The organism is Sphingobacterium sp. UT-1RO-CII-1, from assembly GCF_026711005.1.
Classification (GTDB): domain Bacteria; phylum Bacteroidota; class Bacteroidia; order Sphingobacteriales; family Sphingobacteriaceae; genus Sphingobacterium.
In genome coordinates this window covers 17216-32876 of the sequence record NZ_JAPPVJ010000001.1, presented here as the reverse complement: position 1 = coordinate 32876, position 15661 = coordinate 17216, and the positions used below count along the sequence as shown (strand labels likewise).

Genomic DNA, 15661 nt, shown 5'->3' with positions numbered 1-15661 from the left:
TTTGAAAAGTATGTCTTACAAAAAAGATCACAAAATTAAAAGTAATTTTACATCAATTACGATCAGCTTAGCTTCTCCAGAAACTATTCTTGAGCGTTCTAGCGGTGAGGTTACTAAACCAGAGACGATTAACTATCGTACATATAAACCGGAACGCGATGGCTTGTTTTGCGAGCGCATTTTTGGCCCGGTAAAAGACTACGAATGTCACTGTGGTAAATACAAACGTATCCGTTATAAGGGGATTGTTTGTGACCGTTGTGGTGTTGAGGTTACCGAGAAAAAAGTACGTCGTGAGCGTATGGGACATATCAGTTTGGTCGTTCCGGTTGCTCATATATGGTACTTCCGTTCCCTACCTAATAAAATTGGTTATTTGCTAGGTCTTCCGACTAAGCGTTTGGATATGATTATCTATTACGAAAGATATGTTGTAATTCAAGCAGGTGTTAAAGAAGATGATGGCATTAATTATATGGATTTCTTGACGGAAGAAGAGTATCTGGATATCCTTGATACTTTACCGAAAGAAAATCAATATTTAGATGACAATGACCCGCAGAAGTTCATCGCTAAGATGGGAGCTGAGGCTATGGAGGAGTTGTTAAAGCGCATCGACTTAGATCAACTTTCTTACGACCTACGTCATCAAGCTGCAAACGAAACTTCACAACAGCGTAAAAACGAAGCGTTGAAGCGTCTACATGTTGTGGAAGCTTTCCGTGGAGCAAATACACGCGTAGAGAACCGTCCGGAATGGATGATTGTGAAAATTGTTCCTATCATTCCACCTGAATTACGTCCTCTAGTACCTTTAGATGGTGGCCGTTTTGCGACATCTGATTTGAACGACCTTTATCGTCGTGTTATCATCCGTAACAACCGTTTGAAGCGTTTAATTGAGATTAAAGCTCCAGAAGTAATATTGCGTAACGAAAAACGTATGCTTCAAGAAGCGGTGGATTCGTTATTTGATAACTCACGTAAGGTGAATGCAGTGAAAACTGAAGGTAACCGTGCGTTGAAATCACTTTCTGATATCTTAAAAGGTAAGCAAGGTCGTTTCCGTCAAAACTTATTAGGTAAACGTGTTGACTACTCTGCCCGTTCGGTTATTGTAGTTGGACCTCACTTAAAATTGCATGAGTGTGGTATACCTAAGGACATGGCTGCCGAACTTTACAAGCCGTTTATCATCCGTAAGATGATCGAACGTGGTATTGTAAAAACTGTTAAGTCAGCTAAAAAGATTGTTGACCGTAAAGATCCGGTAGTTTGGGATATCTTGGAAAACGTGTTGAAAGGCCACCCGGTGTTGTTAAACCGTGCTCCTACTCTTCACCGTTTAGGTATTCAGGCATTTCAGCCTACATTGATCGAAGGTAAAGCTATTCAGTTACACCCATTAGTGTGTACAGCGTTCAACGCCGACTTTGATGGTGACCAGATGGCCGTGCATTTGCCTTTAGGTAATGCTGCAATTTTGGAAGCGCAAGTGTTAATGTTAGCGTCACACAACATTCTGAATCCGGCGAACGGATCACCAGTTACTGTTCCTTCTCAGGATATGGTTTTAGGTCTTTATTATATTACTAAAGGCCGTAAATCAACACCAGAACATCCAGTTAGAGGTGAAGGAATGACATTTTATTCTCCAGAAGAGGTAATTATTGCCTTGAATGAGAATGAAATAGATTTACATGCTTATATAAAGGTTAAAACTAGAAATAGAAGCAAAGACGGACAGTTCTCAGATTATATAATCGATACAACTGTAGGTCGTGTGATATTTAACCAAATTGTTCCGGAAGAGGTTGGGTTTATCAATGAATTGTTGACGAAGAAATCTTTACGTAATGTAATTGGTGAGATTGTGAAGAACACAGGTATGGCCCGTGCTGCACAATTCTTGGATGATATGAAAGATTTAGGATTCGAGACAGCTTTCAAAGGTGGTCTATCCTTTAACTTACAAGACTTAAATATCCCAGCTGCTAAAGCTGATCTTATTACGCAAGCTACAAATGAAGTGGAAGAAGTTATGGGTAACTATAACATGGGTTTCATTACAAACAACGAGCGTTATAATCAGATTATTGATATTTGGACACGTATCAACAATAAGTTAACATCTCACGTTATGGAGATTTTATCCAGTGATAACGAAGGATTTAACTCTGTTTATATGATGTTGGACTCTGGTGCAAGGGGATCGAAAGAGCAGATTCGTCAGTTATGCGGAATGCGTGGTTTGATGGCCAAGCCTCAGAAATCAGGAACTTCAGGTGGTGAGATTATTGAAAACCCGATTTTATCAAACTTTAAAGAAGGGTTATCCGTACTCGAATACTTTATCTCTACGCACGGTGCACGTAAAGGTCTTGCGGATACGGCTCTTAAAACAGCCGATGCAGGTTATCTAACACGTCGTCTTCATGACGTTGCTCAAGACATGATTGTAGTTGAGCAAGATTGTTCTGGTTTGAGAGGTATCTACAAAACTGCATTGAAAGAAAATGATGATATCGTTGAACCGTTGTATGATCGTATTTTAGGTCGTACACCACTTAATGATGTACATCATCCAGAAACAGGTGAACTTATTGTTGCAGCTAACGAAGATATTACTGAAGAGGTGGCAACAGCTATTGAAGAAGCAGGCATTGAAGGGGTAGATATACGTTCGGTATTGACATGTGAATCTAAGCGTGGAGTTTGTGCATGTTGTTATGGACGTAATTTAGCGTCAGGAAAACGTGTTCAATTAGGTGAAGCTGTAGGGGTAATTGCTGCACAGTCAGTCGGAGAGCCAGGAACACAGTTGACACTTCGTACGTTCCACGTGGGTGGTACAGCTTCCAATATTGCTGCAGACTCTACGGTAATTGCGAAGTATAGTGGTAAGCTTGAGTTTGAGAACATTCGTTCTGTTGCCAAAGAGGGAGAAGATGGACCTTACCAGGTTGTTATAGGACGTTCAGGCGAGCTTCGTATTGTTAACGAAGATAAAAAAGTATTGTTCCATCAAATTATACCATACGGTGCAAACTTGTATGTTAATGAAGGCGATACGGTAGAAAAAGGTAAGCTGTTAGTGGATTGGGATCCATATAATGCGGTGATTATTTCTGAGTTCTCTGGTAAAATTGAGTTTGATGCGATTATTGAAGGTGTAACCTTCCGTGATGAATCGGACGAGCAGACTGGGCACAAGGAAAAAGTTATTATCGAAACAAGAGATAAAACAAAGAACCCTGCTATCCGAATTACGGATTTAGCTGCCGATACTTTACGTACATATAACATTCCTGTGGGAGCGCACGTTTCCGTACAAGATGGACAGAAAATAAAAGAAGGTACTATTTTAGCTAAAATACCTCGTGCAACAGGTAAAACACGAGATATTACAGGTGGTCTTCCACGTGTAACAGAATTATTTGAAGCACGTAATCCTTCAAACCCAGCTGTTGTAACAGAGATTGATGGTGTAGTAACTTTAGGAGGTATTAAACGTGGTAACCGTGAAATATCTATAGAATCTAGAGATGGGCAGATTAAGAAGTACTTAGTACCATTGTCTAAGCATATTCTAGTTCAGGATAATGACTTCGTTAAAGCGGGTATGCCTTTATCTGACGGTTCTACTTCGCCAGCTGATATTCTTTCTATTAAAGGGCCAGCAGCTGTTCAAGAATATATTGTAAACGGTATTCAAGAAGTTTACCGCCTGCAAGGTGTGAAAATTAACGATAAACATTTTGAAACGATCGTTCACCAGATGATGCAGAAAGTAAATATTGAAGATCCAGGAGATACGATATTCTTAGAAAAAGAAGCCGTTAATAAATGGGACTTCATGGAGGAGAACGATTCACTATTTGATAAGAAGGTTATCGTCGAGTCCGGTGATTCTAAAGAATTACGCCCTGGGCAGATTGTTACCTTACGTAGATTACGTGAAGAGAACTCATTATTGAAACGTCAGGATTTGAAACTTGTAGAAGTTCGTGATGCAATCCCTGCTACTTCTAGTCCGTTGTTGCAAGGTATTACAAGAGCTTCTTTAGGAACGAAATCGTTTATCTCAGCAGCATCATTCCAGGAAACTACGAAAGTGTTGAACGAGGCAGCTATTGCTGGTAAACGTGACGATTTATTAGGTCTTAAAGAAAACGTAATTGTTGGTCACTTGATTCCATCAGGTACAGGTTTACGCGACTACGGTAATATTATCGTGGGGTCACGTGAAGAGTACGATCAATTATTAGCTTCGAAAGAAGAAGATTAAGTATCTTAATATTAAACTAAAACAGGGTAGTGATTTTCACTACCCTGTTTTTTTTATTCAATATTTTAAAAGCGTTATTGTTTGTTCCGTGCCCAAGCTACAAGTTTTTCGCAGCGCTCAGTTAACCACTTAAGATCAGTGGCGCCGATCGGTTCTTCAAACAATTTCGAACCTAATCCTACGGCATAAACCCCTGCGTCAAACCAGGCCTTGATATTGCTTTCTTCCACATTGACACCGCCTGTGGGCATGAAAAGTGTATGTCTAAATAAAGGTTTAATAGCTTTAAGGAATGAAGGTCCGAGTGTATCTCCAGGGAATAACTTAACCAATGGTGCATTTAATTGTTCAGCTAAGGCTATCTCTGTCGGGGTCATGCAGCCAGGAATCCATAATACATTTCTTTCTTTTGCTACCTGCGCAATACTTTCTGATACAATCGGGCTAACAAGAAACTCAGCACCAGCATCTAAAAAAGACCTTGCTTCATCAGCTGTTTTGATAGTCCCGATTCCTAATGTGAGTTCCGGAAGATATTTGTTTTTATACTCTATTAAAATCTTAAAGTTTTCAAGGGCTTTGTCGCCCCGATTAACAAACTCAAAAAGACGTATACCTCCGTCATATACAGCTTGTATAATTTGTATACATCGATTACTATCATCATGATAGAAAACAGGAATACTGGGTACTTGTCCCAGTTTTTGTAATATATTATTCATAAAAAATATTTTTTAGTTGTATTGACCATCGCCAAAGTCACCTTTAATAAATAGTTTTTGAAACCCTGCATTTGTAGCGGTTTCTATAATTTTTGCGGGCGAGAAATTATTCACTAAAGCATGGATTAAGCCGGCCATGAAAGCATCTCCACTGCCTATACGATCCACCACTTCTTGAGTTTCGTGTGTTTGTGAGCACACATCTTCTTCTGGGGTATGGTATGTTGCATAAAAAAGATTATGAGTGGGGTGATCCATAAATCGAAATGTATTTGCTACGTGTTTACATTTCGGATAAGCAGCAAAGATAGATTTGGCAGATTTTTTGGATGCTTCTATATAAACCTCTTGGGAAGTATTTCTATCAAAGTCAGGATCAACGCTGATGCCAAGCATAACATTTGCTGCCCAAATATTTCCCATGATTACGTCGCAATAATTGATTAATTCTGGCATGATTTCTATGGGTTTTTTACCGTATTGCCAGAGCTTACTTCTGTAATTTAAATCCACTGAAATGTAAATATTTCTATTCGATGCCTCTTTTAGTATACTGGCCATTATATCAGCTATGTTTTGATTTAATGCTGGTGTTAGTGCTGTCCAATGTAACCATGTTACGCCTTCAAAAAGCTTGTTCATATCTATATCCTCAGCAGTGAGTAAGCTAAAGCTCGAGTATTTACGATCATAGATGACTTCGCCTTTTGTCAGCCCGTTTGCAGATAGCAAGAGATAAGAGCCTATTCTATCTCCTGTTTGAATAACTTTTGAAGTATCTACATCTAATTTATTTAATATGGCCAGTATTTCTTCCGAAAGCGCATTTTTAGGGAAAGCACTGCAGTAATAAGTTGTATTGCCCATCTGTCCTAAAGAAGCTGCAACATTTGCTTCCGAACCGCCAGGGAATATTTCTAGTTGGTTTTTAGGAGATTCAAAAAAAGAATCCCCTAAACTTTGCTGTCTGATCAATATCTCACCAAATGAGAGGATAGCATTCATAATAGTATTTCGTTTTAAATAAGCAAAGTACTGTTATTTTTTTAAAAAAGGAACACTCCTTACGAAATCGTTATCGTTAATTCTATTAATCAATAAATTGAAAAAATGCAAGGATATCGTTATTATTGATGTTATATAATATAATCAATTATGAGTGTTATCGATCAATTTTCTTTAAAAGGAAAAATTATAGTAGTTACAGGTGGGACTGGAGTTCTAGGGAAAAACTTTGTTAAAGCTTTGGCAGAGGCTGGAGCTAAAGTGTGTATTATCGGTAGAGATAAAGCAAAAGCAGATGAGCGGGTTAAACTTGTAGAAAGTTTGGGCGGAGAAGGCTTAGCAATATCCGCAGATGTAATGGATGAGAATTCTATGCGCCAAGCTAAAGAAGATATATTAGGAAAATGGGGAACGATTGACGCTTTGGTTAATGCAGCGGGGGGAAATATACCAGGAGCAACTATAGGGCCTGATGATGATATTTTTAATAATAAGATCGGTGATACGATCAAAGCTATAGAATTGAATTTATATGGAACTATTATTCCAACTTTAATATTTGGAGAGGTTCTCGCCAATAAAGGAAAAGGAGCGATTATTAATATATCTTCGTTAGCAGCTAGCAGGCCATTAACAAGAGTGTTAGGCTATACAGTGGCTAAGCATGGTATTGACGGGTTTACTAAATGGATGGCAACCGAAATGGCATTAAGATACGGAGACAAAGTAAGGGTGAATGCCATTGCACCGGGTGTATTCTTAACAGATCAAAATCGTAATTTATTGACTGACGGTAAAGGTGGATATACGGAGCGGGCACAGCGTTTTATTTCCGGGACACCTTATTCACGACTGGGAGATCCTTCCGAGTTAGAAGGTACTTTGGTTTATTTGTTAAGTGACGCATCGGCCTTTGTAACAGGCGAAACGATATTTGTAGATGGTGGGTTTAATACTTGGTGTGGGGTATAATAGTTTCCTATCACAATTGTAATTAGCTAGTATAGTCATTGCGATCGACACTTTCAAATACAAGAAAACTATAAGTATAAAAGATATATAATTAATTATTGTGGACTATAATATGGATGTGCGTAATATTCTTTTTTATTGCATTTAATGCTCATGAAGTGTAGTCAGCACGTAGTATTTTAATAGTCGAAACCAAAATTATAGATAATGAAACATAAATTGCAAGAAGGTTGGCGTTGGTATGGACCAGATGATACAGTGTCGTTGTCTGATATTCGACAAGCAGGTGCAGAGGCTATTGTAACTGCACTGCATCATATACCGCATGGTGAAGTATGGCCTGTCGCTGATATTTTAGAAAGAAAGAATATAATTGAGCAAGCAGGCTTAGTGTGGTCTGTTGTGGAAAGTGTGCCGGTACATGAAGCAATTAAAACAGATGCTGAGGAGAGTTCCTTTTATTTAGAAAATTATAAAACAACATTGAGAAATTTGGCAGACTGTGGTATAAAAACAATCTGTTATAATTTTATGCCTGTGCTAGATTGGACTAGAACACAGCTTGATCTCGTAATGGAGGATGGCTCTAAAGCGTTAAATTTCGATTGGGTAGATCTTGCTGTTTTTGATATTTATGTTTTAAAAAGAGATGGTGCAGAATATTCTTATAGTGATAGTATCCTTGACTTAGCGCATAAAAAGGGGGCTACATTAACAGAAGTGGATAAAGAAGAGTTGCAGCGCAATATTCTTATGGGTATCCCGGGAGAAAAGGATGCTTCGTTAGAAGATCTTAAAGATAGTATTCATGTTTATAGTAAAATTGGACATGAGGGGCTTAGGAAAAATCTTCAAAAATTTTTAACAGCAATTGCTCCGGTTTGTGAAGATAAACAAGTTCATATGACAATACACCCCGATGACCCTCCGTTTCCGATTCTTGGCTTACCTCGTATAGCCAGTAATATAGATGATTTTGAATTCATTTTAAAAGCCGTCGATCGTCCATTTAATGGTGTTTGTTTCTGTACTGGATCATTAGGTGCAGGAGCGCATAATGATTTACCGAGTATGCTTGAGAAGTTAGTGGAGCGTGTTTACTTCGTTCACCTTCGGAATGTGAAACGAAATGATCTAGGAAGTTTTTATGAATCGGACCATTTGCAGGGTGAAGTAGATATGTATGCTATTGTAAAGATTCTTGTTGAAGCGAATAAAAATAGAACCATTCCTATTCCTTATAGACCCGATCATGGTCATCAGATGTTGGATGATCTTAATAAAGTTACGAACCCAGGTTATTCTGCTATAGGACGTTTACGGGGACTTGCCGAATTACGTGGGCTAGAAATGGGGATATATAAAAACAGTAACTAAAGAGAAAAACCTAAATAAAAAAACTAATTAAACCGATAGTATGATTAAAAAACCAGAAATAGGACGGTACAGATGGATTATTTGTGCTTTGCTTTTTTTTGCAACCACAATAAATTATTTAGACCGGCAAGTACTTAGCTTATTACATCCTATGCTTGAAGAGCAGTTTGGCTGGTCTAAATCTGACTACGCTAATATTACAGCTGCATTTCAGTTTTCATATGCAGTTTCTATGCTTTTTGCAGGCCGATTTGTGGATCGACTTGGTACGAAGAAGGGGTTTACCATTGCTATTATATTATGGTCTATCGGAGCTGTTTTGCATGCTTATGCTATTTATATAGGTACCGTAACTACAGGTGTACTTTCGGGTTTTGGTGTGGCTGGTCTTTCAGTTTCTGTAGTTGGGTTTATAGTGGCACGCGTTATTTTAGGAGTAGGTGAGTCCGGGAACTTTCCGGCTGCAATAAAAACAACAGCGGAATATTTCCCTAAAAAAGAACGGGCGTTAGCCACAGGTATTTTTAATTCAGGTACAACAGTTGGAGCTATATTAGCTCCAATAGCTGTTCCATTGATAGCTTATAAATGGGGGTGGCAATTTACATTTATAGCTGTAGGTGCTGTTGGGTTTATTTGGTTAATATTTTGGTGGATTTTTTATGATGCTCCTGCCAAACAGAAACGATTATCCACAGTGGAACTAGCGTATATCGAAAGCGATCAGGAACCAGAAGAGGAGAACCTAGCAGAACAAAAGAAAGTTGCCTGGTATAATTTGTTGAAATTTAGGCAGACTTGGTCTTTTGCTTTAGGTAAATTTATGACTGATGGGGTGTGGTGGTTTTTCTTGTTTTGGTTACCCTCTTTCTTAAAAGATCAATACAGTATGACAGGAACTCAGATTATGATTCCTTTAGCTGTTCTATATAGTATGACCATGTTTGGAAGTATTGGTGGTGGATGGTTCCCTGTCTATTTTATTAATAAGGGGTATAATGCCTATGAAGGGAGAATGAAAGCTATGCTGATCTTAGCGCTTTTTCCATTAGTTGTTTTGCTGGCTCAACCTTTGGGGCAATACTCATATTGGGCGCCTGTTTTATTGATTGGTGTAGGCGCTTCCGCTCATCAAGCATGGTCTGCAAATATTTTTACAACCGTATCGGATATGTTTCCTAAATATACGGTAGCTTCTGTTATTGGTATTGGAGGAATGGCGGGAGGAATGGGAGGAGTAATTATGTCTAAATTAGGAGGTTTTTTATTTGATAAATATGAAGCGTTAGGTGCTATAGAAACAGGTTATACCATCATGTTTACTATATGTGGTTTATCGTATGTCTGTGCTTGGTTAGTTATGAAGACATTAGTGCCTAAGATGAAATTAGTGAATGTTTAAAACTAACCTTTAGTTGACTTTCGCAATTGAATAGTGGTGGGAAGCTTAATATCCTGCCACTCTATTTGATTTTTGTATTTAGTATTGATAATCTCATATGCTTTTTTGAAAGATATATGACCTATATCTCGAGCAGGCTGTCTGATGGTACTTAGAGAAGGGTTAAGCGACAGCGCTAGCTCTGTATTTGCGAAACCAATAACTGCAATCTCATCAGGTACAGCAATCTCCATCTGGGCTAATACACCGAGTAGGTGAGTGGTGATGGTGTCAGAGATAGCTAAAATAGCATTTGGAGGGATAGGAAGGGCAAGGAGCCTTGTTACATTTTCCTCTAGTTCTCTATGTAATTCACCAATGCTTTTTAAACTACAATAAGCATAATAGTCATTATTCAGCGGGATCGCTTTGTCTTCATGTGCTTTTGTGTAACCAGATATACGATCTGGCGTTAGACCGAGATCCGCACCACAAAATATGGCTACTTTATCTCGTCCACTGTTAAATAAGTGCATGCATGCATTGTAAGTTCCTTCAGCATTGAGTACACCAATTTTGTGTGTGTCGACTGGGTAATTCGTGCGATCAAAAATAACGAGAGGCGTATACTTTATTATTTCACCTATTAAATCAGTATTTGATGATTCGTTCAGCGGGCAAAATAAGATAGCATCTACGCTTTTGTCAACCATAGATTCTAAAGCTAATCTTTCCATTTTCTCATCTTCTAAGCTAGAAATAACTACTGTCCTGTAGTTTTTTTCAATTGCAGCTTGTTGTATACCTTCGATAATTTGCGATTCAAAAGGGCTTGTCATTTTTGGAATAACTACTCCAATTGTTCTTGTTCTGCCCGTTTTTAAAAATTGTGCAAGTACATTAGGCTTGTAATTTAGTTTTTCTGCAAGTGCTTTAACTTTCTCTTTCGTTACTTCACTGATCTCGTAGCTATCATTTAATGCTTTTGAAACTGTAGAAACAGATAAATTGAGTTCTCTTGCTAAACTTTTTAAAGTTGTTTTTGCCATAATATTAACTTTTATCGTAGGTCTACTATTTCATAGTCTTGATACGTATTATTCTGAAAAGAAAAATAGGAAGATGGGATGATGTGATTGACGTACAATGTATTAATCTTGTAGGTATAACGCGCACCGGATTTATCAAAGATAGTTACATCATGAATATGATTGTTTTTATTGATACGTAATTTAATTTTGAAATAATTCACCTTGGTGTCAATCGGGCTTAATTCTATGACTTGCAGAACTTCTTTGTTGTCCGTTTCATTTTCCATACTGATATATTTAAACCCTTTTTTATAAAAGGTGAATAAATTTGTAGGTCCAATAGCATCGGTGTTATTTTCAGCTTCCGTAATTTGAACTTCTTTTGTTTCCTTTGAAATAGACCACACGTTTTTTCCATCACTAATTATTTCTTGATGATCTAATTGGATTTTGTATTTGTTTTCATTTTTATTTAAATACAATATCCCCTTATCAGTATAGGGATCACTATCAATGTCCTTAGCTGTAAAAGTAAAATCGGATTGTATAACTTTATAGCTGTCATATTTTTTGGAGACCTTATCTAATACATTTTTAGCATGAGTGTCTGTTTGAGCGATGCTAAACAAGCAGCTTGAAAGAACAAGTAAGAGGGATAAAAACAATTGTTTATTCATGTTTACTCTTTATTTTTCAATGTTTCTAAATATTGTTCTAGTGAATATTCGTCAGGATATAAGACTTCTCGAGCTTTACTTCCTTCGAAAGGTCCAACTATCCCAGCAGCTTCAAGCTGATCTATAATACGGCCTGCTCGGTTGTATCCCAGTTTCATTTTTCGCTGTATAAGAGATGTTGACCCTTGCTGGTGCATAACAATGAGTCGGGCTGCGTCCTCGAACAGCTGATCTCGATCATCTAAGCTGAAATCAGCAAGGCCAGATGATTCACTGTTTTCATCAATGTATTCGGGTAGTAAGAAAGCAGAAGGATAACCTCGTTGCTCTCCGATATAATCAGATATTCTATCAACTTCAGGTGTATCAACAAACGCACACTGAATTCGTGTCAGGTCACTCCCGGTAGAAAGTAACATATCACCGCGTCCGATCAGTTGATCAGCCCCACCACTGTCTAGTATTGTGCGAGAGTCTACTTTGGATAATACTCGAAATGCCAAACGAGCAGGAAAGTTTGCTTTGATAGTACCCGTAATAATATTAACAGATGGTCTCTGTGTTGCAATAACCAAGTGAATTCCCACAGCACGTGCCAACTGAGCTAGGCGAGCGATAGGGGTTTCTACTTCTTTACCAGCTGTCATCATTAGATCTGCGAATTCATCGACTACTAATACAATGAATGGTAAGAATCGATGACCTTCTTCAGGATTTAATCGTCTGTTGATAAATTTTGCATTATACTCTTTCAGATTCCTTACATGTGCATTCTTAAGGAGATCATAGCGCTGATCCATCTCGATACATAGCGAATTTAGCGTGTTGATTACTTTCTTCGTGTCGGTGATGATTGCATCTTCTTCATCTGGTAGTTTTGCTAGAAAATGTCTTTCTATTTTTTTAAATAGCGATAGCTCCACTTTCTTAGGGTCGACGAGCACAAACTTAAGTTCTGCAGGATGCTTTTTATAAAGGAGTGATGTTAGAATTGCGTTGATACCAACTGATTTACCTTGACCTGTTGCTCCAGCTACGAGTAAGTGTGGCATTTTTGCGAGGTCAGCTATAAAAACTTCATTAGAGATTGTTTTACCTAAGGCGATAGGAAGGTCCATATCTGTTTTCTGAAACTTTTCAGTAGCTAAAACAGATTTCATAGATACCATTTCAGGATTACTGTTAGGTACTTCAATTCCAATAGTACCTTTGCCAGGCATAGGGGCAATGATACGAATACCGAGGGCAGCAAGACTTAATGCTATATCGTCTTCAAGGTTTTTAATTTTCGAAATACGAACACCAGGTTTTGGTATTATTTCATAAAGTGTAACCGTAGGACCTATTGTAGCTTTGATATGTTCAATTTCAATGCTGTAATTACGTAATGTATCAACAATTTTATTTTTGTTTGCCTCTAGTTCTTGTTGATTGATAGTAATACGCCCCTGACCATAATCTTTTAATAAATCGAGTGTAGGGTATTGATAACCGGATAAATCCAGTTTAGGGTCATACTCTCCAAATTGTGCGACTAAATCGTCAGAAGTTATTGCTTTTTCTTCAACTATTTCTTCAACACGTAGTTCAAGGTCTTTATCTGGCACGAGTTCGGTTTCAAGTGTAGATTCTACAGATAGCGGAAGGTTGTTTTCTGACGGCAATACATGGCTAGTAAAGTTGATATCACCATCAGGCTCTTGATTTTCAGCTGTACTTACTTCAAAGTTGACTACAGTATCATCTGTATCTTTTAGTGTGTTGACAGCCGTGCTATGTGGTGTATTTGGAAAATCGTACTCTTTTTCTTTTTGATCCAGCTCAACTATTCTCTGAGCCAATTGTTCATTGATGCTTGGTTTTGCTGCAGCTTCAGAAGTGGGCTTTAGCTCATTTTCCTGTTGCTGTCTATTTTGAGTGAAAGAATCAAAGTTATCTTCCTGTTTGTCCTCTAATTCTTCTTCAGGAATTTCCTTTTTAGGAAACCAAGTTATTTTTAAATCAAGATTATAAATAAGGACTAAGGCAATTAGGTATACAGCAATTAGTAAGCCTGCAGTGCCTGCTGATCCAATTTGAGCTTTGAGTATCTGGTTGGTCCAATAACCAAACTTACCTTCTAAAATATGGGGGGCATCCGTAAAAAAGTCCTGAAAGAAAGCAAGTGTTACAGAAATAAATATAATACCTAAGAAGGAATATATTAAGGTTTTCCATACCGGAAAAATAGATTTTTTGTATAAAAATTTATAACCAAGAACGAAAAAGACAAAAACAAATAGAAAAGATGAGATTCCAAACCACTCGTAGATAAATTGGTTCGCAATTAAGGCTCCGAGTTTTCCCAGCTTGTTTTCTACAACGGGTATTTCGATTTGGTCATCCGTGATTTCAGAAGTTGAATTAAATAAAGTAGACCAACCTCCGTTAGTTTGTGAAATATAACTCTGATCTTGTTTCCAAGTGAATAAATAGGAAACGAATGAAACGGCAAAAATAAAAGATAAAAAAAGAAGAAATATCCCCAAAACTTTAAGCGCTTTGCGTTGACCCTCGGAAAAGTTGATTTTGTCAAACGACTTAAATGTTTCTTTCTTATTGTATGTTACAGTTCGGATATTACGTGTCGCTTTTTTTGCGGCCGTATTAGCTCCGGAACTTTTGAATGTATTTCCTTTGTTTGACATGAAATATATATAATTCTGCTAAATACAAATATAAGAAAAATGCATCATTGTATCTGTAGGATTTCTATAGACCTTTAGTGCTTTAGGAGTAAAACTACGATAAGAAAGTGCACTTATTTGAGAAGAAGTGTCGCTGAAATGCGAACTGTGTAAAATATTTAATTGGGAAAACAGCAGTTAACGAAGTGAGTTAACTGCTGTTTGCGTAGTTTTACTTGATACTAATAAGGTAGTAGTTTTTCTTACCTCGTTGGACTACTAAATATTTGTTGTTGATTAATGATGTAGTGTTAACTACTTGCTCTATATTGTGTTGTTTTTCTTTATTGATAGAAACCCCACCCCCTTGAAGCATCTTTTTAGCTTCTCCTTTCGAGCTAAATATTTGTGTGTTGACAGCTAATAAGTCTAAAATATTAATCCCTTTAGAAAGTTCATCTCGGTTAATTTCAAACTGAGGAATTCCATCAAAGACTTCCAAAACATTCTCACGTGATAAGTCTGTGAGAAACTCTAAAGAACCATTTCCGAATAAAAATTCTGATGTTTTTATGGCCGTTTCGTAATCTTTTTCCGAATGCGTCCGTATAGTAATATCTTTTGCTAAAGCTTTTTGCACGATTCTCGCATGTGGAGCTTCATCATGTTCAGCGATAATGGCTTCAATTTCATCTCTTGATTTTAAAGTGAATATTTTAATCCAATTTTTAGCATCATCATCCGTGGCATTTAACCAAAATTGATAATATTTATAAGGGGATGTTTTGCTGGCATCTAGCCAAACAGCACCGGATTCCGTTTTCCCGAATTTTTGTCCATCAGCTTTTTTGATCAGTTGTGTGGTTAAGGCAAAAGCTGAACCTTGATCAATTTTACGTATCATTTCACTGCCTGTAACAATATTACCCCACTGGTCAGAACCGCCCATCTGGATTTTACAATTGTGGTTTTTCCATAGGTAGTAAAAATCATAGCCTTGAATCAACTGGTATGTGAATTCAGTAAAAGATAGACCACTGTCTCCTTCGAGGCGTGATTTTACAGAGTCTTTGGACATCATGTAGTTTACAGTAATCAGCTTCCCGACGTCGCGTATAAAATCTAAAAAACTAAATTCTTTAAACCAATCGTAGTTATTTACCATTTTAGCATCACTCTCTCCTTCACCAAAGTTTAAAAATTTTGATAGCTGATTCTTTAATGAACTGACGTTATGCTGTAAAGTTTCTTCATCTAATAGGTTGCGTTCTGCTGATTTAAATGAAGGGTCACCAATCATTCCTGTTGCACCACCAACTAATGCTACGGGTTTATGACCGGCATTTTGAAAGTGGATTAATGTCATAATTTGTGTTAAGTGACCAACATGTAAAGAGTCACCAGTAGGGTCAAAGCCAATATATCCTGATATCTTTTCTTTAACTAATAATTCTTCTGTACCGGGCATAATATCCTGAAGCATGCCTCTCCAACGTAATTCTTCTACAAAGCTCATCTTTCTGTAACTAAGATTTTATTCAA

Annotated in this window: 10 protein-coding genes; 4 read left to right on the top strand and 6 right to left on the bottom strand. The window is 37.5% G+C overall.

Annotated elements, in window-relative coordinates; genetic code table 11:
- Window positions 1-10: 10 nt before the first annotated feature.
- Window positions 11-4288, top strand: coding sequence for a DNA-directed RNA polymerase subunit beta' (gene rpoC / locus ORI89_RS00125; protein ID WP_268228390.1), 4278 nt, complete (start codon window positions 11-13; stop codon window positions 4286-4288).
- Window positions 4289-4362: 74 nt separating this feature from the next.
- On the opposite strand, the gene ORI89_RS00120 is transcribed toward rpoC, so the two are convergent.
- Window positions 4363-5010: a bifunctional 4-hydroxy-2-oxoglutarate aldolase/2-dehydro-3-deoxy-phosphogluconate aldolase gene (locus ORI89_RS00120; protein WP_268228389.1), complete on the bottom strand. Its 648-nt coding sequence runs from the start codon at window positions 5008-5010 to the stop codon at window positions 4363-4365.
- A gap of 12 nt (window positions 5011-5022) precedes the next feature.
- The gene (locus tag ORI89_RS00115; RefSeq protein ID WP_268228388.1) at window positions 5023-6015 is read right to left on the bottom strand and encodes a sugar kinase; all 993 of its coding nucleotides are present in this window, start codon (window positions 6013-6015) and stop codon (window positions 5023-5025) included.
- Window positions 6016-6165: 150 nt separating this feature from the next.
- Between ORI89_RS00115 and ORI89_RS00110 the strand changes: the two genes are divergently transcribed.
- The 3 genes from ORI89_RS00110 to ORI89_RS00100 all read left to right on the top strand — a co-directional run bounded on the left by ORI89_RS00110 (window position 6166) and on the right by ORI89_RS00100 (window position 9766).
- Window positions 6166-6987: an SDR family oxidoreductase gene (locus ORI89_RS00110; RefSeq protein ID WP_268228387.1), complete on the top strand. Its 822-nt coding sequence runs from the start codon at window positions 6166-6168 to the stop codon at window positions 6985-6987.
- A gap of 207 nt (window positions 6988-7194) precedes the next feature.
- Window positions 7195-8364, top strand: coding sequence for a mannonate dehydratase (gene uxuA, locus ORI89_RS00105; protein WP_268228386.1), 1170 nt, complete (start codon window positions 7195-7197; stop codon window positions 8362-8364).
- A gap of 40 nt (window positions 8365-8404) precedes the next feature.
- Window positions 8405-9766, top strand: a complete 1362-nt coding sequence (locus ORI89_RS00100; RefSeq protein ID WP_268228385.1) for an MFS transporter — start codon at window positions 8405-8407, stop codon at window positions 9764-9766.
- Between the two features lie 2 nt (window positions 9767-9768).
- Here the strand turns inward: ORI89_RS00100 and ORI89_RS00095 are convergent, their stop codons facing one another.
- The 4 genes from ORI89_RS00095 to tyrS all read right to left on the bottom strand — a co-directional run bounded on the left by ORI89_RS00095 (window position 9769) and on the right by tyrS (window position 15635).
- Window positions 9769-10794, bottom strand: a complete 1026-nt coding sequence (locus ORI89_RS00095) for a LacI family DNA-binding transcriptional regulator (protein ID WP_268228384.1) — start codon at window positions 10792-10794, stop codon at window positions 9769-9771.
- A gap of 11 nt (window positions 10795-10805) precedes the next feature.
- Window positions 10806-11453 carry a LolA family protein gene (locus ORI89_RS00090; RefSeq protein ID WP_268228383.1) on the bottom strand — a complete coding sequence of 216 codons (648 nt, stop codon included), beginning with the start codon at window positions 11451-11453 and terminating at the stop codon, window positions 10806-10808.
- 2 nt (window positions 11454-11455) lie between these two features.
- On the bottom strand, window positions 11456-14140 hold the full coding sequence (locus ORI89_RS00085) for an FtsK/SpoIIIE family DNA translocase (protein WP_268228382.1): 2685 nt from the start codon (window positions 14138-14140) through the stop codon (window positions 11456-11458).
- A 211-nt stretch (window positions 14141-14351) separates the two neighbouring features.
- Entirely contained in the window at window positions 14352-15635 is a 1284-nt protein-coding gene (tyrS, locus tag ORI89_RS00080) for a tyrosine--tRNA ligase (RefSeq protein ID WP_268228381.1), read from the bottom strand.
- Between the last annotated feature and the right edge of the window lie 26 nt (window positions 15636-15661).